We start from the raw sequence: 19,070 nt of genomic DNA on the forward strand, positions 1-19,070 counted from the left end.
GAGCGTGGACTTGCCGCAGCCGGAGCTGCCGAGCAGCGCGAACAGTTCGTTCTTCGCAATGCTCAGGTTGACGTTATCGACAGCGACACTGTCGCCGAATTTTTTCACGACATTTTCGATGCGGACGAATTCGTCCGGTTTCGATTTTGTCGTCGGTGCGGGGCGGGCCATCTGGGCGGCGCCGGCCGCGCTTTTTAAGGTCGTCGAGTTCATGATGTAACCATTCCTTGCGGATCGCGGGCGCAAGTGTCTCCATACGAGGCGCGGAAAGCGGCTCGCAAATGCGCTGCGATCGGAAAACATGGGACTGCGCGCGGGTGGGACTTTTAATGCGCGCAGGCTGACTACCGTTACTGCCATTCATGCGCTCAGGGTTCGAGCGATCCCTGAGCGCGGGATCGATTCTTTATATCGGGGTTAATTAATGACCGGTTTTAAGCTGTGCCCAAAGACGGTTTTCCAGGCGCAGAATATCGGTCGGCATAGGCTTCATCAGCGTCATCTTGCTCAATACTTCGTCGCCCGGATAAACGGTCGTATCCTGTGCGACGCCCGGCGTGACGAACTGGCGCGCGGCCTTGTTCGCGGTCGGGTAGAACACTTCGTTGGTGATCGCGGCGTTGACCTTCGGATCTTCGATGTAGTTGATCCACTTCAACGCGGCTTCAGGATGCGGCGCGTCTTTCGGGATCACCATCACGTCGAACCACAGCAAACCGCCTTCCTTGACGTTCGAGAATTTCACCTGATACGAACGCTTGGCTTCAGCGGTACGGCGGCTGGCGATACCGACGTCACCCGACCAGGCCACCGCGACGCAGACGTCGTTGTTGGCGAGGTCGTTGATGTAGCCGGACGAATTGAATTGGGTGATATACGGGCGGACTTTCTTCAGCACTTCGAATGCGGCCTGATAGTCCGCGGGGTTCGTGCTGTTCGGGTCCTTATGCATGTATTGCAGCGTCGCGGCGAACACGTCGACCGCCTGGTCGAGGAACGACACGCCGCAGCCCTTCAACTTCGATAAATTGGCCGGGTCGAACACGAGCGCCCAGCTATCCACCGGTGCATTGGCGCCGAGAGCCTTCTGCACGGCCTGCACGTTGTAGCCGATACCGTCGGTACCGTAGGCCCAAGGTACACCGTACTGGTTGCCCGGATCCGCGTCGGCGATCATCTTCATCAGCACAGGGTCGAGGTTCGTCAGGTTCGGCAGCTTCGATTTGTCGAGCTTCATGTACACGCCGGCCTGAATCTGCTTGGCCATGTAATTCGACGTCGGCACCACGATATCGTAGCCAGAGCTGCCCGCGAGCAGTTTGGCCTGCAACGTATCGTCGCTATCGTAGTTGTCGTACTTGACGTGGATGCTGCTCTGCTTCTCGAAGTTAGGAATCGTGTCCTTCGCGATGTAGTCCGACCAGTTGTAGACATTCAGTTCCGAGTCGGCCGCAAGGGCCGGCGTAACCGACAACGCCGCAAAACCCGTGAAGGCGAGAAGCGCGGCCCCCGCGACCGCATGACGAAGATGACAAACGCTCATGGTTTTTTCCCTTGATGTGAAGAACCGGCATGAGCGCGTATCGTGGGTGTGCTCATGCCGGAACGAACTGCCGTTACGAAATTCCGAGTTGTTGTGCAGTCGCGTCGATGGCGTATTTGGCCTTCGCAACGATCTCATCGATTTCCAGCTTGTTGATCACGAGCGGCGGCGAGAGCAGCATCCGGTCGCCGGTGGCGCGCATGATCAGGTTGCCGTTGAAGCAGAAGTCGCGGCAGATCGTGCCGACGTCTCCGCCATTGGCGAAACGCTTGCGCGCTTTCGGGTCTTCTGCGAGTTGCAGACCGGCGACCAGACCCGCGCCGGAGATTTCACCGATGATCGGGTGATTGGCAAAGGTGTCACGCAACTTCTTCTGGAAGTAGGGACCCGTGTCGGTTTTGACGCGCTCGACGATCTTCTCGTCGCGCAGCAGCTTCAGATTGGCAAGCGCCACCGCCGCGGCCACCGGGTGGCCGGAGTAGGTAAGGCCGTGATTGAAGTCACCGTGCTCGATAATCGCTTTGGCCACGCGATCATGCAGGCCGACCGCGCCCATCGGCACATAGCCGCTCGTCAGGCCCTTGGCCAGCGTGATCAGATCCGGCTCGAAACCGAAGTGCTGATGCGCGAACCATTCGCCGGTCCGGCCGAAGCCGCCGATCACTTCGTCGGCGACCAGCAGGATGTCGTACTTGCGGCAGATGCGCTGGATTTCCGGCCAGTACGTCGAAGCCGGGAAGATCACGCCGCCGGCACCCTGGAAAGGCTCACCGATAAACGCGGCCACGTTGTCCGCGCCGATTTCGAGAATCTTCGCTTCGAGTTGCTGCGCGCGGGCCAGTGCGAATTCTTCCGGCGTCAGATTGCCTTCTGCTTCGCCGAAGAAATACGGCTGGTCGATGTGAACGATGTTCTCGACCTTCGAGGGCATCTGTTCGTGCATGTAGCCCATGCCGCCCAGCGTGCCGCCTGCGATCGTCGAACCGTGATAGCCGTTCTTGCGCGAGATCACGACCTTCTTCGAGTGCTTCTTTTGCGTCGCCCAGTACTGATGGACGATGCGCAGCACGGTGTCGTTGCCTTCCGAGCCGCTGTTGCAATAGAAGAAGTGGTTGAACGGCTCCGGCGCGAGCTCAGCGAGCATGGCCGACAGTTCGATCACCGGCGGGTGGGTCGTCTTGAAGAAGGTGTTGTAAAAGGGCAGTTCCTGCATCTGCCGGTACGCTGCGTCGGCCAGTTCCTTGCGGCCATAGCCGACGTTCACGCACCACAAACCGGCCATACCGTCGATGATCTTATTGCCTTCCGAATCCCACAGGTACACGCCCTGTGCCTTGACGATCACGCGGCTGCCGCTGCGGTTGAGCGAGCCCATATCCGAAAATGGATGGATGTGGTGCGCGGCGTCGAGGGCGCGGTATTCGGCGGTGCTGCGTTGCGTGGCTTGCACGTTCGCGGCGGGTTGTACTGCCGGTTGCACGTAAGCGACTTCTTCTGTTCTGTAGCTCATACTGCCTCCAGTTTTTCTACGTTTGCGGATGACGTCTTTGGGACGAGGGTTTGAGACCCTGCCTTAAACGTGCAGCAGCAAATGCCGGCGTTCCCACGAGCTGATCACGCGGAAAAACGCTTCGTATTCGGTTTCTTTCAGTGCGAGGTAGGCCTTGACGAATTTCTCGCCGAGAATCTCGGCCATCGGTTCGCATGCGCCCATCAGCGTCAGCCCCTCTTCCAGATTGCGCGGCAACTGGTAGGGCAGTTCGTAACCGTCGCTGAGCAGCGGCTCGGTCGGTTCCAGCTTTTGCGTCATGCCCAGATAGCCCGCGGCCAGCGTCGCTGCGATCGCCAGATACGGATTGCAGTCCACACCCGGAATGCGGTTCTCGATGCGGCGTGCAGCCGGGCCCGAATGCGGAATCCGGAAGCCCACCGTGCGGTTGTCGTAACCCCACGCCACGTTGATCGGCGCAGCCATGAAGCGCGACAGGCGGCGATACGAGTTGATGTACGGTGCGAAAATCGGCATCAGCGCCGGCGTGTATTTCTGCAGACCCGCGATATAGCCGGTGAACATCGACGTAGGCTTGCCGTCCGGACCGGTGAACAGGTTCTGGCCGGTTTCTTCGTCAACAAGGCTCTGGTGCATGTGCATCGCCGAGCCCGGTTCGCCTTCCATCGGCTTGGCCATGAAGGTCGCGTACATCTTGTGGCGCAGCGCGGCTTCACGCACCGTGCGCTTGAACAGGAACACGCTGTCGGCGAGCTTCAGCGGATCGCCGTGCATGAAGTTGATTTCCATCTGCGCGGCGCCGACTTCGTGAATCAGCGTGTCGACTTCCAGTTCCTGCACCTCGCAGTATTCATAGATGTCTTCGAACAGCGGATCGAATTCGTTCACGGCTTCGATCGAATACGCCTGACGGCCCGTTTCCGGACGGCCCGTACGGCCGATCGGCGGTTGCAGCGGCAGATCGGGGTCCTTGTTCATGTCGACCAGATAGAACTCGAGCTCGGGCGCGATGACCGGCTTCCAGCCTTTGGCCTTGTAGAGTTCGAGCACGCGGCGCAGCACACGGCGCGGCGAGATCGCGACGGGCGTGCCGTCGAAGTGAACGCAGTCGTGGATCACCTGGGCGGTCGGATCGACGGCCCATGGAATCATGCGGATGGTGCTGGCGTCAGGAACGCACACCATGTCCGGGTCGGTGACGCCGGTGAGCGTGCCGTCTTCCGGATAGTCGCCTGTGACGGTCTGGATCATCACCGCCTGCGGCAAGCGCATGGACTCGCCGGATTCGAACTTGCTGCGCGGAATGATCTTGCCGCGTGCGATCCCGGCCATATCCGGAATGATCGCTTCGATTTCGGTGACGCGGTTCTTTTTCAGAAAATCGTCGATTTCATGCATGGTTATTCTCTCAGTTTTGGTGCGCGACCGGCTCAGGCATGCGTGGCAGCGGCGGATGCCGCGCCATAGCCGGCCTTGGTGCGCATTCGATCGCGGCAGGCTTCGCCGAAGGCGCGAAAGATCGCGGTGGAAAGCGCGTCGTTGGCATGCTTCCATTCCGGGTGCCACTGCACACCCAGCGCGAAGGCACGCGCATCTTTCACGCTCACCGCTTCGATCAATCCGTCCGGCGCGGTGGCTTCTGCCACCAGACCCACGCCCAACCGCTCGACGCCCTGACCGTGCAATGAATTCACACGCGCTTCATTCGTGCCGCCCGCGAGGCGCTGCAACAAGCCGCCCTGCGTCAGCGTGATCGAATGCGACGGTGCGTATTGCACGTCGAGGTCGTCTTCCTTGTTCTCGCGATGGTCGTTCAAGCCGGCCACCGCGTGAACGCTTTGATGCAACGTCCCGCCGAACACCACGTTCATTTCCTGGAAGCCCCGGCATACCGCCAGCACCGGCACGCCCGCGGCGATCGCCGCGTTCAGAAGCGGCAGCGTCGTCGCATCGCGTGCGGCGTCGTGCAGCGTGCCCGGCGCGCTGGGATGGCCACCGTAGCGGTGCGGCTCGACATTCGAGTAGCTGCCGGTAAACAGTAAGCCGTCGACAGCGTCGAGCAGGTCCGCGGTGGACTGACGCTCGCCGAGCGCCGGCAGCAACATGGCCAGCGCCTGCGAGCCGTCCACGATCGCGGCGATGTACTTCTCGCCGGTGACGTGCGATGGGTGGACTCCCATCATCGTTCTGTCGGCGCTGATGCCGACCAGGGGTTTGTTTCGCATAACGAATAGACGTGTGTGTTCCCCGCGGGATGCGGCACGAACAACGTTAAACACAGCGCGGCACGATTCCGCAGCCGGGCGCAAGGCGCCAGACCACCGGGGCAGTGCAGGCGGTCGTCGTCAACTGAACGCGCCGCGCGTGATAGTCAGATAGGCCGTTCGATTCAATCCGCTGCGGTGTGCAACTGATTTGATCCGCATGAAACGCGCAGGCGGCAGACGGCACCGCACATGCACAAACGCATGGCTCGAAAGAGCGCGCTCACGCAAACGAACGAATCGAACGGCAAAAAGGGGGGAGGCGCTACGGCAGCAGCGAGGCGACTTCGTCCGTGCGCACGGCAATGAAGGCGCGCGCGGAGATAGAGTTGTGGCGTCGAACTGAACGGCGGGACAGGATCGTGAAGACGGACAGAAAGCGGCGGAACGTAAGGCTGCCGTTGCTGCCGTCGGCGATGGCGCCGTCAGCGCGAGGACAACTCGCCTGACTTCGATTCCATCTCACCAAAGGGCCTCGGACTCTCACGATTACACTCGACTAGCGACGTTGAAAGTATTGAACGCTTGCTCGAAAAACGCACAGGGCGTTTAAAGAAACATTACGCTGGGATGATCGCCTCTGACCGATGCGAACTGGGTTCGCTGCATCAAAAAACCCACTTTCGTGCTGCATTTGTGTTTCGTGACGTCGGCATGACGATCGCCTGAGAACCATCGTATACGAGCCAATAAAGCCGTCAAATCATTTTTATAAAAGATTTATCAGGGCTTTCCCGGGGGTGTCGCTAGAATCCCTGTCCGTGGGAACATTCGTTGCGCAAGTCATATTTCGGAATGCTTTCAGGGGTTTTCCCCAGCGGCGCGAAGATTAAAGTGATTAGAATATTCAACACTCGCGGGCGCACATTGCCCGAGCTCACGCATCCCGAACGCCCCCAATGTCAGAGAACCAAGCGATGTCTATAGAAGTAGCGACCCGCCTGCAATACATTCGTAAGAAAAATGGCCTGTCTCAGCGTGAACTGGCGAAACGGGCGGGGGTGACTAACGGCACGATCTCGTTGATCGAACAGAACCGCGTGAGTCCGTCAGTGGGCTCGCTGAAGAAACTGCTCGAATGCATACCGATGAGTCTGGCTGAATTCTTCACATTTGAAGTCGAGGTGGAACGCTCCGTCGTGTCGCGCCGTGCCGACATGCCAAATCTCGGCAATGAGTCGATCGAATACTACCTCGCGGGCTCCAGTATCAAAGACCGCAACATGGGCATTCTGCGCGAGGTCTATCAGCCTCTGTCGGATACGGGGCCGGAGATGCTGGTGCATGACGGGCATGAGGGGGGGGTGGTGGTCAGCGGTCAGCTCGAACTGACGGTGGACGGCGTCACGTGGCTGCTCGACCCCGGTGACAGCTACTACTTCGAAAGCCGTCTACCGCATCGTTTTCGCAATCCCAGCGCGGAGCATCTCTGCGAGGTCGTGTCGGCAAATTCGCCGCCTACGTTCTAAAGACTCCGCGCCAACGCGCCGCGACGCAATCCCAAGCCGCCAGAAGTCGATGCCGGCGTGCGTCGAGCGCATAACATTGAGGCATCCTGATGGACAAGAAATCTCTCGCATTCTGGCAAGACAAAGCCGCTACGCTTTCGATCGAAGGCCGTGCGTTTATCGACGGCGAGTATCGTGACGCCGCAGGCGGCCGCACGTTCGACTGTCTGAGCCCGATCGACGGCAAGTTGCTTGCCAAGGTCGCTGACAGCGGCGCAGCGGATGTCGACGCCGCTGTGGCAGCCGCACGCCGCGCGTTCGACGCCGGCGTGTGGTCCGGCCTCAATCCGCGTCAGCGTAAGGCGATCCTGTTGCGTTGGGCAGCGTCGATCCGTGAGCACATGGACGAACTTGCGTTGCTCGAAACGCTGGACGCAGGCAAGCCGATCGCCGACACCACCACGGTGGATGTGCCGGGTGCGGCCTATTGCGTCGAATGGTTCGCTGAAGCCATCGACAAGGTCGGCGGCGAAGTCGCACCGGCCGATCATCATCTGGTAGGCCTCGTTACGCGTGAAGCGATCGGTGTCGTTGCGGCAGTCGTGCCGTGGAATTTCCCGATCCTGATGGCGTCATGGAAGTTCGGCCCGGCGCTCGCCGCGGGTAACAGTGTTGTACTCAAGCCGTCGGAGAAGTCGCCGCTTACCGCGATTCGCCTCGCTCAACTCGCGCTGGACGCGGGCATTCCCGCCGGCGTATTCAACGTGGTGCCGGGCGCGGGCGAGCCGGGCAAGCTGCTGGCGCTGCATCAGGACGTGGACTGTCTCGCCTTCACCGGCTCGACCAACGTCGGCAAGCTGATCATGCAGTACGCCGGCCAGTCGAACCTGAAGCGCGTCTGGCTCGAGCTCGGCGGCAAGTCGCCGAACATCGTGATGCCCGATTGTCCCGACCTCGACCGCGCGGCGAACGCGGCGGCCGGCGCGATCTTCTACAACATGGGCGAAATGTGCACGGCGGGTTCGCGCCTGCTCGTGCATCGCGACATCAAGGAGGTGTTCCTCGACAGGCTGATCGCCGCCGCGCGCAGCTATACGCCGGGCAATCCGCTCGATCCGCAAACCTCGATGGGCGCGATCGTCGATAACGTGCAACTCGAACGCGTGCTCGGTTATATCGAAGCGGGCCGCGCCGAAGCGAAGCTGTTGCTGGGTGGGTCGCGTGTGAAGCAGGACACCGGCGGCTTCTATATCGAACCGACCATCTTCGAGATCCCGGCTGCCGGCGCAAAGGTTGCACGTGAGGAAATCTTTGGACCGGTGTTGTCGGTGATCACGTTCGACACGGTTGAAGAAGCGATCAGGATCGCTAACGACAGCGAATATGGTCTTGCCGCTGCCGTCTGGACCTCGAACCTCACCACCGCGCATGAAGTGTCGCGCAAGCTGCGTGCCGGTACGGTATGGGTCAATTGCTACGACGAAGGCGGGGACATGAACTTCCCGTTTGGCGGTTACAAGCAATCGGGCAATGGCCGTGACAAGTCGTTGCACGCGTTGGAGAAGTACACCGAGCTGAAGTCCACGCTGGTGCGGCTGCGCTAAAGGATTCGCAAGCCAGCGCGGCGGCCTGCAGGAACGCAGCCGCCGCGTTCCCAATGAATCCGAGGCCGGCATGTTGCACGCATCACCTGGAAGCTTCGCGTGCAGCGCCGGCATGTTTATCAGGTATCAGGTCATCTATGACTGAACTCGTTTACGGCGACGGCGCGATCCGTCGATCGTCGCTTTATGGCTCATCGATCGAAAACACCTATGCGGGTGTGTTGTCGTTCATGCGTCGCAAGTACACCCGCGAACTCGACGGCGTCGACGTCGTGGTCTCCGGCGTGCCACTCGATCTGGCTACGACCTTCCGTTCGGGCGCGCGTCTCGGCCCGGCGGCGGTGCGCGCGGCGAGCGTGCAATTGTCGGAGCTGCATCCGTACCCGTGGGGCTTCAATCCGTTCGACGATCTCGCCGTGACGGACTACGGCGACTGCTGGTTCGACGCGCACAATCCCATGACGATCAAGGAGTCGATCGTCGATCATGCGCGCACGATCCTGCGTTCGGATGCGAAGATGCTGACGCTCGGCGGCGATCACTACATTACGTATCCGCTGCTGATTGCGCATGCGGAGAAGTACGGCAAGCCGCTTTCGCTGATCCATTTCGACGCCCACTGCGATACCTGGGCCGATGACAGCCCGGACAGCCTGAATCACGGCTCGATGTTCTACAAGGCGGTGAAGGACGGATTGATCGATCCGAAGACCTCGGTGCAGGTCGGCATTCGCACGTGGAATGACGATTTTCTAGGGATCAATATCCTCGATGCCGCGTGGGTCCACGAACATGGCGCGCGAGCGGCAGTGGAGCGGATCACATCGATTGTCGGCGAGCGGCCCGCGTATCTGACCTTCGATATCGACTGTCTCGATCCGGCGTTCGCGCCAGGCACGGGTACGCCCGTGGCCGGCGGCTTGTCGTCGGCACAGGGGCTGGCCATCGTGCGTGGGCTCGGTGCGCTGAATCTGGTGGGTGCGGATGTGGTGGAAGTGGCGCCCGCTTATGACCAGAGCGAGATCACGGCGATTGCCGCCGCGCATATCGCCTGCGATCTGTTGTGTCTTTGGCGGCAGCGGAAGGTCGCTGAACGCTAGTCACAGTCACGCGGCCTGAGGAACGACCGGCTCAGCCCATCGACGACGATCGATCGGGTTGACGCCGGCCTTCGCGCAAGCCGAGCGTGTAGGCAACGAGCGCGCCGCTCATGATCGCCAGCTGCCACATCAGCATGTCGCTGCCGCGTGCTTTCATGGCAAAGCCGGCGATGAGCGGCCCCACGATCGAACTCGCGGTGAAGGTGAGCGACACCAGCCGCATGTTGCGCGTGAGCGCGGCTTTATCGCTGCAGGCCGCTGCGACCATGCCGAGCGTAATGTACGCGCTGTTCATGCCCCCGAGCAGCACTGCGCTGGCGTCAGCCAGCCATGAGGCGAGCGCGGCGAGCGAGAAACCGCAGATCGCCAGCGTGCTGAGGGCGGCGCAGACGATCACCGTGGCAGCCAGGCCCGCGCGATCGGCAAACCAGCCGACCGGAAATTGCAGCGCCATGCCGCCGACACCGAATAGCGTGAGTAACGTGGCCGTCTGCGTGGTGTTGAGGCCGTGGGCGTCGGCAAAGAGCGGGAAGAGGCCGTAGAGCGCGCCATCGCCGATCCCGCCTGCCGCGACGACCACCATGCCGAGGCTCACCAATGGGCCGATTGGGGCGCATTTCCCGATCCTGCGTCTTCGCGCAGGCGGGGCTGCTTCAACGACACGGCGCCCGTCATCCGCCGTGGTCAGCCATAACGGAACGGCCGCTGCAAAGGTGAAGGCCGCGCCGGCCGCGAACGTGATGCGCGCGTCGACTGCGCACCACACCGCCAATGCCGGGCCGATTACGCCCGCGCTGGCGATCAGCGCCTCGTGAACGCCCACTACACGTCCACTCGACTCAGCCGGCACAAGCCGGTAGAGCCACGTTTCGTTGGCGATCCAGCGCAACCCGATGCCCAGCCCGGTCAGCAGGCCGGGCACGAGCCACAAGGGCCACCACAGCGCGTTCATCGTCGCGAACGCAACGATCGTGGCGGCGAGACCGAGCGATACCGTGCGCTTCGCACCGATGCGTTCCACCAGCCACGGCGCGATTAACAACCCGGCCAGCATGCCGGTCCATTGCGAAGCGGAGAAGAGGCCTGCGCGCGGTGCGTCGATGCCCTGATGCGCCAGCCAGACGGGCAACACCATGAAGCCGATGCCGAACTGGCCAATCTGCGACAGCGCCGAGACCGAGGTCAGCGCGGCGATTGCCGCCCAACGCACCGGCGCGGCGGCATTCATGGGTTGCGCCGCGCGGGCATTGGCAGGCCCTGTTCGCGGCATTCGACCGGGCAGCCGGCTTTCAGGCACGGACCGTCGTCGCACAGGCGGCACAGTTGCATGGCGTGGGCCGGATCGCGGGTCTCGTTCCACAGGATCTTGATCAGCAGGCTTTCAAGCACCTCGCGCTCGCGCTCGTCCAACTGCCCGACGATGCGCTGGAGCATCCGGTCGCGTGCCGTTTGCAGACGTTTGGCTTCACGCTTGCCGGAAGCGGTCAAGGCGAGCGCGACGGCACGCTTGTCAGCGCCGGATTTCTTTTCGACGAGCCCAGCGTCCACGAGACCCGCGACAGCGCGGACCGCGGCCGGATGCGAAAGATCGACCGCCTCGCGCAATACTTCAATGGATGAATCGGGATACTGGCCGACAGCGTTGAGCATGGCGCGGGCGGTGGGGCCTGCAAGCGCGGCTACGGCAGGCTGCGCGTTCATCTCGTCCGTGACCAGTAGGGCGAGCACGCCAAGCAGGTTTTCTGTGCGCTGCGTCATAGGGATGCCTCAATGTGTGCAACGTGCATATATGCATGTTGCACACATTGAGGGTAATGCGCAAGCGGTTTTTTGTGTAGCCCCGTTGTGCTCGAGGCGTGGGTTCAACCTCCCGCCGCTCCCATTGTTATTTCGCCAAGCGTGCCCGCACGGTGTATTCGCCCTCGTCGCCCTCGTCTTCCGCCATATGGGCCATTGCCGTAGCAAAGTCGGGTGGCAGCGGCTCGACCGGATAACCGCGTTTTTCCCACGCATCGAGGCCGCCCTTGAGTGCGCGGACGTGATGGATATTCTTTCGATGCAGCTGGTTCACGATCCGCTTGGCCGTCGCTTCGTTGGGACATACGCAATAGACGACGATCGGCCGCTTCAGTAACTCGGGATGCAATGGTTCGGGTGAATCGAGATCCAGCAACTGTGCGCCCGCGATCCGGTGCGATTCCTTCGCGCGTACGCTGTGCGGCCGCGCGTCGAGGATCAGCGGCGGTTCGTTGGACTTCATCAGTTCGTCGAGCTGGTCAGGCGAGATGCGCACATGCGCGAGCCAGCGGCGAAACTGCCAGCGGCGCACCCAGCGATAGAGGAGCACGGCAATAAAGATTGCGGCGAACGCGTCGAAGATCGTGCCGCCGTGATGGCGCACCAGCAGGACAAGCTGCACGATCTGATCGTGTAGCGCCGCGCCGCCGATCACCCACACGCTGGCCCACAGCGTGGCGCCGACGAAATCCCACAGCAGAAACACACCGATATTGATTGGCGTCGTGCCGAGCAGCGGCGCTGAGATCAGACCGAGACCAGGCAGGAACTTCGCGATGGTAAGAATCGGCGCGCCGTACCTTTCATACGTATTGCGCGCGACGCGCACGGTGGTGTCGAGCGAGAGCGAGATGCGCACCAGATGATTCAGCAAGCGCCGGCCGTATGTCCGCCCGGTGAAGAACCACAGCGCATCCGCAATCAGCGTCGCGCCGACGGCGGCGCCCACGACGCTGGCGTAAGAGGTTTGTCCCATGGCGGCCATCGTTCCGCCGAGGATCAGCATCGGCGCCGCTGGAATCGGCATGCCCAGTTGCGTGATGAGCACGCTCATGAACACGGCCCACACACCCAGCGAGGGTGGAATAGCAACCGGAAAATGCCACACAGCCACGCTCCTCTTGAGCCAACGAAAGGGATTGAAACAGCCCGCGCCCGGTCCGCACGCGGACGGCCTGCGTTGCGCACGCGTCGTGCAGGTTCGATTCCCGCCGAACAGCGGCCCGCCGCCCGGCGCATTCAGCCGACCGGTACGAACGTAGCGGCACGAGTGCGAATTTAAGCACAGGTTGGCCAAAGGGCGCTGCGGGGCGGGCCGAATGCCTGAAAAAGTTCAAGGATATAGGGCGATTGGAGGTGCGGCGATGGGCGAGTGACGTGTATCCGCATGGCGCGGGCTGTGTTCCGCACCACGGTTGCTACAATCGTTTTACACATACAGATACAACGGAGACACCCCATGGCAACTCTTCAGCCGATCAGCCGCTACCCCGTGCCTGAGCCGGGTAAGTGGCCGGACGACATCCGCGCCCGCATCCTCGAAGTGCAGGAGAAAGCCGGTTTTGTCCCGAACGTATTCCTGACGCTGGCGCACCGGCCGGATGAATTTCGCGCTTTCTTTGCTTATCACGACGCGTTGATGCTGAAAGAGGGCGGCTTGACCAAAGGCGAGCGCGAGATGATCGTCGTCGCCACGAGTGCGGTGAATCAGTGCCTGTATTGCGTGATCGCGCACGGGGCGATTCTGCGTATTTACGAAAAGGCGCCGTTGCTTGCGGATCAGGTGGCCGTCAATCATCGCAAGGCGGATATCCCGGCGCGCCAGAAGGTGATGCTCGACTTCGCGCTGAAAGTCTGCCGCGAATCCGGCAGCGTCGGCGATGCCGACTTTCAGACGCTGCGTGAGCACGGCTTTTCGGATGAAGACGTGTGGGATATCGCGGCCATCACGGCATTTTTCGGTTTGTCGAACCGGATGGCCAACGTTATTTCAATGCGCCCGAACGACGAGTTCTATCTGATGGGGCGCGTGCCGAAAGCCCCGGCGGACCCGCCGCGAAAATAGTTCACGCGCTCGCCGGCTCGGGGTGAACGGCGGGCGTACTGACGGCCTTGTCGTCGATCGGGAAGTGCAGCATCGCGGCGATGAGTCCGGCGGCGACCGTTGCCTCCCACAGCAGCGAATACGACCCGGTCAGATCGAACACCAGACCGCCTAGCCATGCGCCCAGAAACGAGCCGATCTGGTGGCTTAGAAAGCAGACCCCAAAGAGGCTGCCGAGGTGCCGCGTGCCGAACACTTTCGCCACGAGTCCGCTCGTCAGCGGCACGGTCCCGAGCCAGGTCAGCCCCATCACGGCCGCGAAGATGACGACCGAAGCGGAGGTCTTCGGCAGCAGGAAGAAGGTGCCGATCGTCACACTGCGAATGAGGTAGAGCCAGCCGAGCACATGGTGCTGCCGGAACCGGCCGCCGAGCCAGCCGCATGCCCAACTGCCCGCCATGTTGAACAGGCCGATCAGGGCGAGCGCCGTTGCGCCCAACCCGACAGGCATATGACAGAGCGTCAGATATTCGGGCAAATGGGTGGCGATGAACGCAAGTTGAAATCCGCAGGTGAAGAAGCCGAGCGTCAGGAGCCGATATCCGCGATGCCGGACCGCCTGAGCAAATACCGTGCGAAGCGGTGCAACGGGCGGCTCATGGACCTGCGTGCCGACATTCGCGCGCCGGTCGAGCACGATGCCGAGCGGCGCAATCAGCAACATCAGGAAAGCGAGCACGAAGAGCGAGGTGGCGATGCCCGAGTTGAGCCGAATGCTCTGCACGAGCGGGATCATCAGCACCTGTCCTGCCGACCCGCCTGCGCTAACAAGGCCCATTGCCATGCTGCGTTTTTCCGTGGAAGCGATGCGGCCGACCGCCGGCAACACCACGCCGAACGTCGTGCAACTGACGCCGATGCCGACCAGCAGACCCATGCCGACGATCAGCATCGGCCCCGACGGCGCGACTGCTGCGACGCCTAGACCCGCGGCGAATGTCGTCGCGCCGAACGCGACTACGGGCGCCGAGCCGTAGCGGTCGGCGGCGGCGCCCGCGAACGGTTGAGCGAAACCCCACACCAGGTTGTGCAGCGCGATGGCGAAAGCGATCAGCGTAACGGGCAGGCCGCGGTCGAATGAGAACGGACCGATGAAGAGGCCGAAGGTCTGCCTGATACCCATGGCGGCGCTCAGAATCAGCGCGCCAGCGATGATCACGAGGGTCGTTTGACTCAACGGGACTGCGAAGCGTTTGCGAATTGTCGTGGACATGGTTCTGATCTCCTTCGACACGATGGTCGCAGTGAGCGTCAGAAGCGGCAAAGGAAAAGATTTTGACGACAGGTGAGCGAGACTCACCTGTTCAGCTTGGATGCGTGGTTCAGTGGCTGGCGCGGCGTAATCCCGTGCCGGCCGCATCAGATGGATGGTCGAACTGCTCAGCCTCGCTGAGCAGCCACCGCTTGAAGTCGAACAGTTCCGGGCGTTGCTCCGCGCTATCCGCATTTTGTGCGGACACCAGCCAATAAGCCGTGGAGGAGGCGATCGTTTGTGGACTGGCTTCGACGAGGGCGCCGCTCGTGAGATCGCGATCCACCAGTGGCCGTCTGCCGAGCGCGACGCCAAGGCCCATGCTCGCGGCTTCGAAAGCAAGCTGAATCGTGTCGACGCGCAGTCCATCGTTCAATTCGATACCTTCGATGGCGGTCCCGTCTATGGCGACCCCGTCCAACCATGCTTGCCAGTCCTCGCTCGCCGAGTTCACGTGAATGAGCGTCGCGTGGCGCAGATCCACTTTGCCGTGCTCGTCGCGCAGATGGTCCAGGTAAGCCGGGCTGCACACCGGCACGAGGCGTTCGCCGAACAGACGCGTCCAGGCGGTCCCCGCGACGGGGGCGCGGCTCAGGCGAATGGCGAAATCGAAACCGTCGACGGGAAAGCCGACCTGACGGTGCGACGTATCGACGGTGACGTTTGCATCCGGCCAGCGCGAGCGAAAACCGGCGAGGCGCGGCAGCAGCCAGCGCGACGCTAACGTGGGCGCGCAACTGAGCGCGATTGGGCGATTCGCGCGGTGGTTCGGCAGGCGCTGCGTGCCGATCGCGATCAGCGAAAACGCTTCGGATACGTACGACAGATAATCGGCGCCTGCCGCCGTGAGCGAAATGCCGCGCGGTTCGCGCACGAACAGTTCGACGCCGAGCGACTGCTCCAGGCCGACGATGCCGTGACTAATGGCGCTCGGCGTGACGTTCAGTTCCGCGGCGGCGAGCTTGAAACTCTGATGCCTGCCGGCCGCCTCGAAGAAGCGAAGCGCTGGCAGGGGTGGCAGGCGAAGCGGCATGGTGCATCCCCAAGGACGGCGCGGCGGGCGCCGTGACGGTGCAATAGCGCGCCGGCGCGCGCATGCTGTTTCGGGAGAGGATACCTTGCAATGGGGTTTCGATCGATGTCGGCGCGTAGGCCCGGGGTTGTTCACGCGCTCAGGCGGCTGCGGCAGCGACTGGTATCCGAAGCTGGAATACGGCACTGCGTCGTGCTGATTCGCACGAGGCAGGGGAGGACAGCATCTACGTCTCGACGGCCTCACCCTGCCCGAGCGTCGTCTGCAAATAGGTCGAGACGGCGCTCGCCCGCATCGGTCGCCCGAACAGATAGCCCTGCATCGCGCGAGCGCCCAGCGCCTTGACGACGTCGGCTTGCGATGCCGTTTCGAGTCCTTCCACGATGCATTCGAGTCCGAGATTTCTGCACAGATCGAGCACCGACTTGACGATCTTCTTCGACGCACTATTGGAATCCACATCGGTCATGAAGCTGCGGTCGATCTTGATCGTATCGAAGGGCAGGCGATGCACGTAGCTCAGGCTCGAATAGCCGGTGCCGAAATCGTCGAGTGAGACGCGGCAGCCGGCTTGCTTGAGCATGGTAAGCGAGCAGTGGGCCTGTTCGAAATCGCGCGTGACCGCAGTTTCCGTGATCTCGAAGTTCACGTGATGCGCGGGCACACCGCTGCCCAAAACGATATCGACCAGACGACGAGCACGCGGCGAAGTCGAAATATCGATCGCGGAGAGATTGAACGACAGGTAGAGATCGGACGGCCAGCGCGATACTTCCTCGAGCGCTTTGCGCAGCAGCACTTCAGTGACGCGCAGAATCAATTCGGTACGCTCGGCAATCCGGATGAATTCCTCCGGCTTGACTGCGCCTAGCCGCTCGTTGTGCCATCGCCCGAGCGCTTCCATGCCGATGGTGCGTTGCGTGAGCACGTCGTAAATTGGTTGAAACTCGAGGAACAGTTCGGACTCCAGGTCCGCATGGCGGAGTTCCTGAGCGACGAGACTCGAGCGCCGGATGCGCGTCTCATGTTCGGTCGAGAAGATCACCGGCGTGCCGCGCCGGCCTTCCTTGCCGACATACAAGGCGGCGTCGGCGCGTTCGAAAACCTGCTGGACTGTCGTGCCCGCATCGGGAAATGCGGCCCAGCCGATCGTTCCTGTTAGCTCGGCGACATTGCCGGCTACCCGGTAGGGCTGGCTGAGCGCTTCGCAGATGCGGGTTCCCAACTCGACGAGCGTCTCGTTTTCCAGTTTGTGCTGGGCCAGCACGCCGAATTCGTCGCCGCCGAGGCGCGCGAAGAAAATGCCCGGCTCGGCGAGCGCCAGCAGTCGCACGCCGACTTCCCGCAGCACGAGGTCGCCGCATGCATGTCCGTAGATATCGTTGACCTGCTTGAAGCCGTCGAGATCGATCAGCCCGACATTGAAGCCGCCGCCGGTGCCGAGCGTCTGTTCCGATAGCGCGCGCAGCGAGGCGAAGAAGCTGCGCCGGTTCGGCAGGTCGGTCAGGCTGTCGATGCTCGCGAGCCGGAAGTTGTCGTCGCTGAGTCGTTGCGTTTTCTGCTGGCTCACCTGCAATTCGCGCTGCGCGTGTACTACGCCGGCAAACGTCCGGTAATAGAGTTCGATGATGAAGGCGAGTGCAACCCCGACCAGCGTCATGTCGATGGCCATCGCGATGAAGACGGGAGAGCGCGTGGAAACCAGGAAGGTCGCAAAGCTTAGGATAACGATCGAGAGCAGAAGCAGGGCGGCCGCCCGCAGATGCATGAGGCAGAACACGCAGCCGACCAGCGTCGTCGCCATGTAAAACGCGACTTGTGCCTGCTCATAGGCGGTGCCGTAAGGAAACAGTAACAGTGACCAGCTGCTGAAGGCGACGGCGAAGATGCCTGAGAGCCAGATCAGCTTGCGCAGTTCGGGCACGGCCTTGTCGTGCGTCAGAACCCGGCGCCGGACGCGCCACCAGCGCACGCAACGGATGACGCACAGCGTGCAGAGGGCCCCAGGGACATAGATGGACAACCATGCCGGCGCCGATCCCAGATGCGTGACGGCCACGGCCATCGTGTTCACGATCAGGATGAAATAAAGCAGCGGTATCTGGCGGCCGAATGCCTGGAGTTGCGAGCGCACGAGTTCCGGGTCGCCTTCCGCGACCGATAGCGCTTCCCTCAATCTGCCTAACCGAACCATTCCCGTCCCTGTAACGTTTGCGCCGCACACGCAGCTTTGTATATCGGCCTCGCCGGCGAGACCTTGAGGGCGTTTCAGTGGAAATAAAGCGCGCGCGCTGAATGGCCGGTAAATACGCCCTGAAAGCGCGGCGGCGATAAGTCATTTGTGCCGCGTCAGCGTGCACGAGATCTGCCGGTCCTCGACGTAGGGGCGTTGTATGACTTCCCTGTTCGCCCATGGCGCAGGCAGTTTCTGCTAGCGAGTCCTGCGTGAATTTTCGTGTTAGAGCGGGCCGCCGTGGTGGCGCAAGACCATGCGGCGAGCATCGGGCATGTTGCAATATGGAGAATTTTTATTGTTTTATTGTTCCGGGAGTTTTTATTGTTGAGCGTGGCCCAGTGCTAAATATCGAATCTTTGCGATCCTCCATAACATAGTAAAAAAACGTGGCTGCAGCCGGTTTGCCGTCACTAAAGCACTGAAATTGCAACGGATTGTGATACGCCGCGGAGAGCCGTAAAGCGGCAGAAATGCGTAAGCACGCGATTCTTATAGGACTTTGGGACAAAAAAACGTCAAATTGCCGCTGGGCGGGCGATACAAGGCTTACATCCAAGGTTTGCGCGAATATGCGCCTATGCGTTAGTGTGTCGGTCCCGGCGCAACAGATGTGGCGCCGGTTCCATGATTACCATACGGGAAGTGCTATGAACAAACAGGAACTGATTGATGCAGTCGCCGCAGCGACGGGCGAAAGCAAAGCGGCCACCGGCCAAACCATCGACGCTATCGTCGAAGCGGTGACCAAAGCCGTGGTGGGTGGTGATACGGTGCAACTGGTCGGTTTCGGTTCTTTCTCGACCGGCGCGCGCGCAGCACGCGTGGGCCGCAATCCGTCGACCGGTGCCGAGATCCAGATCGCCGCAGCCAAGACGGTGAAGTTCACCGCCGGCAAGGCATTCAAGGAAGCCGTCAACGCGTCGTAATGCAACGCGCCTTGCGCCGGAGCATCCACGCGCGTTGCCGTAGTGCGCGGCGCCCGATGCATCGGGCGTGAGGAATCACGCGCTGCCCAATCCCGGTGAACGCGTTTTATCGGTGGTTGGTGCGGCGCGTGTGGTGCGCGTTGGCACCTGGTTGGTGCTTACGCCGCCGTTGTTTGCTTCTGGTTTTGCGTCATGCACGCTCGCCTCCCGGCCGGTGGTTCCGGTTGTTGGTTGCGCGAGATCGTGCAGGCCG

At 61.8% G+C, this 19,070-nt stretch carries 17 protein-coding genes; 5 read left to right on the plus strand and 12 right to left on the minus strand.

All coding sequences use genetic code 11. The features are described 5' to 3' along the window. From KHO31_RS17480 to KHO31_RS39325, 6 genes are all read right to left on the minus strand, one after another. Positions 1–213, minus strand: a 213-nt coding sequence (locus KHO31_RS17480; protein ID WP_211623793.1) for an ATP-binding cassette domain-containing protein, incomplete at its 3' end; no start/stop codon positions are given. A 208-nt stretch (positions 214–421) separates the two neighbouring features. Then, positions 422–1,543, minus strand: coding sequence for a polyamine ABC transporter substrate-binding protein (locus KHO31_RS17485; RefSeq protein ID WP_201084453.1), 1,122 nt, complete (start codon positions 1,541–1,543; stop codon positions 422–424). Positions 1,544–1,616: 73 nt separating this feature from the next. Continuing rightward, positions 1,617–3,053 carry an aspartate aminotransferase family protein gene (locus KHO31_RS17490; protein WP_201087229.1) on the minus strand — a complete coding sequence of 479 codons (1,437 nt, stop codon included), beginning with the start codon at positions 3,051–3,053 and terminating at the stop codon, positions 1,617–1,619. 63 nt (positions 3,054–3,116) lie between these two features. Next, positions 3,117–4,451, minus strand: a complete 1,335-nt coding sequence (locus KHO31_RS17495) for a glutamine synthetase family protein (RefSeq protein ID WP_074287078.1) — start codon at positions 4,449–4,451, stop codon at positions 3,117–3,119. A gap of 32 nt (positions 4,452–4,483) precedes the next feature. Then, the gene (locus tag KHO31_RS17500) at positions 4,484–5,278 is read right to left on the minus strand and encodes a gamma-glutamyl-gamma-aminobutyrate hydrolase family protein (protein ID WP_201079672.1); all 795 of its coding nucleotides are present in this window, start codon (positions 5,276–5,278) and stop codon (positions 4,484–4,486) included. A 304-nt stretch (positions 5,279–5,582) separates the two neighbouring features. Continuing rightward, positions 5,583–5,804, minus strand: coding sequence for a hypothetical protein (locus tag KHO31_RS39325; RefSeq protein WP_407945944.1), 222 nt, complete (start codon positions 5,802–5,804; stop codon positions 5,583–5,585). A gap of 430 nt (positions 5,805–6,234) precedes the next feature. Between KHO31_RS39325 and KHO31_RS17505 the strand changes: the two genes are divergently transcribed. The 3 genes from KHO31_RS17505 to speB all read left to right on the plus strand — a co-directional run bounded on the left by KHO31_RS17505 (position 6,235) and on the right by speB (position 9,469). Then, complete coding sequence (locus KHO31_RS17505) at positions 6,235–6,786, plus strand: cupin domain-containing protein (RefSeq protein ID WP_201079674.1); 552 nt, start codon at positions 6,235–6,237, stop codon at positions 6,784–6,786. Positions 6,787–6,875: 89 nt separating this feature from the next. Then, complete coding sequence (locus KHO31_RS17510; protein WP_201079676.1) at positions 6,876–8,369, plus strand: aldehyde dehydrogenase; 1,494 nt, start codon at positions 6,876–6,878, stop codon at positions 8,367–8,369. A gap of 137 nt (positions 8,370–8,506) precedes the next feature. After that, positions 8,507–9,469 carry an agmatinase gene (speB, locus tag KHO31_RS17515; protein WP_169484453.1) on the plus strand — a complete coding sequence of 321 codons (963 nt, stop codon included), beginning with the start codon at positions 8,507–8,509 and terminating at the stop codon, positions 9,467–9,469. A 31-nt stretch (positions 9,470–9,500) separates the two neighbouring features. Here the strand turns inward: speB and KHO31_RS17520 are convergent, their stop codons facing one another. The 3 genes from KHO31_RS17520 to KHO31_RS17530 all read right to left on the minus strand — a co-directional run bounded on the left by KHO31_RS17520 (position 9,501) and on the right by KHO31_RS17530 (position 12,374). Continuing rightward, complete coding sequence (locus tag KHO31_RS17520) at positions 9,501–10,697, minus strand: MFS transporter (protein ID WP_201086171.1); 1,197 nt, start codon at positions 10,695–10,697, stop codon at positions 9,501–9,503. Further along, entirely contained in the window at positions 10,694–11,227 is a 534-nt protein-coding gene (locus KHO31_RS17525; RefSeq protein WP_201079680.1) for a MarR family winged helix-turn-helix transcriptional regulator, read from the minus strand. The genes KHO31_RS17520 and KHO31_RS17525 overlap by 4 nt, the downstream gene beginning before the upstream one ends. Positions 11,228–11,354: 127 nt before the next feature. After that, on the minus strand, positions 11,355–12,374 hold the full coding sequence (locus KHO31_RS17530) for a VTT domain-containing protein (protein ID WP_201079682.1): 1,020 nt from the start codon (positions 12,372–12,374) through the stop codon (positions 11,355–11,357). Positions 12,375–12,725: 351 nt separating this feature from the next. On the opposite strand from KHO31_RS17530, the gene KHO31_RS17535 reads away from it, so the two are divergent. Then, a complete protein-coding gene (locus KHO31_RS17535; RefSeq protein ID WP_201079684.1) occupies positions 12,726–13,331 on the plus strand; it encodes a peroxidase-related enzyme in 606 nt (201 codons plus the stop codon). A 1-nt stretch (position 13,332) separates the two neighbouring features. On the opposite strand, the gene KHO31_RS17540 is transcribed toward KHO31_RS17535, so the two are convergent. The 3 genes from KHO31_RS17540 to KHO31_RS17550 form a co-directional block, all read right to left on the minus strand. After that, complete coding sequence (locus KHO31_RS17540) at positions 13,333–14,583, minus strand: MFS transporter (RefSeq protein WP_201079686.1); 1,251 nt, start codon at positions 14,581–14,583, stop codon at positions 13,333–13,335. Positions 14,584–14,692: 109 nt separating this feature from the next. Next, the gene (locus KHO31_RS17545) at positions 14,693–15,655 is read right to left on the minus strand and encodes a LysR substrate-binding domain-containing protein (RefSeq protein WP_201079688.1); all 963 of its coding nucleotides are present in this window, start codon (positions 15,653–15,655) and stop codon (positions 14,693–14,695) included. 226 nt (positions 15,656–15,881) lie between these two features. After that, on the minus strand, positions 15,882–17,849 hold the full coding sequence (locus KHO31_RS17550; protein WP_201079690.1) for a putative bifunctional diguanylate cyclase/phosphodiesterase: 1,968 nt from the start codon (positions 17,847–17,849) through the stop codon (positions 15,882–15,884). 689 nt (positions 17,850–18,538) lie between these two features. Between KHO31_RS17550 and KHO31_RS17555 the strand changes: the two genes are divergently transcribed. Continuing rightward, positions 18,539–18,817 carry an HU family DNA-binding protein gene (locus tag KHO31_RS17555; protein WP_006049832.1) on the plus strand — a complete coding sequence of 93 codons (279 nt, stop codon included), beginning with the start codon at positions 18,539–18,541 and terminating at the stop codon, positions 18,815–18,817. Positions 18,818–19,070 lie beyond the last annotated feature (253 nt).

Origin of the sequence: Paraburkholderia domus (genome assembly GCF_905220705.1) — a bacterium.
In the GTDB taxonomy this organism is placed as follows: domain Bacteria; phylum Pseudomonadota; class Gammaproteobacteria; order Burkholderiales; family Burkholderiaceae; genus Paraburkholderia; species Paraburkholderia domus.

Excerpts from the sequence above, each read along its gene's own strand:
- KHO31_RS17485 (WP_201084453.1), bottom strand. The coding sequence starts at position 1,543 with ATGAGCGTTTGTCATCTTCGTCATGCGGTCGCGGGGGCCGCGCTTCTC.
- KHO31_RS17500 (WP_201079672.1), bottom strand. The coding sequence starts at position 5,278 with ATGCGAAACAAACCCCTGGTCGGCATCAGCGCCGACAGAACGATGATG.
- KHO31_RS17520 (WP_201086171.1), bottom strand. The coding sequence starts at position 10,697 with ATGAATGCCGCCGCGCCGGTGCGTTGGGCGGCAATCGCCGCGCTGACC.
- KHO31_RS17550 (WP_201079690.1), bottom strand. The coding sequence starts at position 17,849 with ATGGTTCGGTTAGGCAGATTGAGGGAAGCGCTATCGGTCGCGGAAGGC.
- KHO31_RS17505 (WP_201079674.1), top strand. The coding sequence starts at position 6,235 with ATGTCTATAGAAGTAGCGACCCGCCTGCAATACATTCGTAAGAAAAAT.
- KHO31_RS17545 (WP_201079688.1), bottom strand. The coding sequence starts at position 15,655 with ATGCCGCTTCGCCTGCCACCCCTGCCAGCGCTTCGCTTCTTCGAGGCG.
- KHO31_RS17535 (WP_201079684.1), top strand. The coding sequence starts at position 12,726 with ATGGCAACTCTTCAGCCGATCAGCCGCTACCCCGTGCCTGAGCCGGGT.
- KHO31_RS17525 (WP_201079680.1), bottom strand. The coding sequence starts at position 11,227 with ATGACGCAGCGCACAGAAAACCTGCTTGGCGTGCTCGCCCTACTGGTC.
- speB (WP_169484453.1), top strand. The coding sequence starts at position 8,507 with ATGACTGAACTCGTTTACGGCGACGGCGCGATCCGTCGATCGTCGCTT.
- KHO31_RS17495 (WP_074287078.1), bottom strand. The coding sequence starts at position 4,451 with ATGCATGAAATCGACGATTTTCTGAAAAAGAACCGCGTCACCGAAATC.
- KHO31_RS17555 (WP_006049832.1), top strand. The coding sequence starts at position 18,539 with ATGAACAAACAGGAACTGATTGATGCAGTCGCCGCAGCGACGGGCGAA.
- KHO31_RS17510 (WP_201079676.1), top strand. The coding sequence starts at position 6,876 with ATGGACAAGAAATCTCTCGCATTCTGGCAAGACAAAGCCGCTACGCTT.
- KHO31_RS17540 (WP_201079686.1), bottom strand. The coding sequence starts at position 14,583 with ATGTCCACGACAATTCGCAAACGCTTCGCAGTCCCGTTGAGTCAAACG.
- KHO31_RS17490 (WP_201087229.1), bottom strand. The coding sequence starts at position 3,053 with ATGAGCTACAGAACAGAAGAAGTCGCTTACGTGCAACCGGCAGTACAA.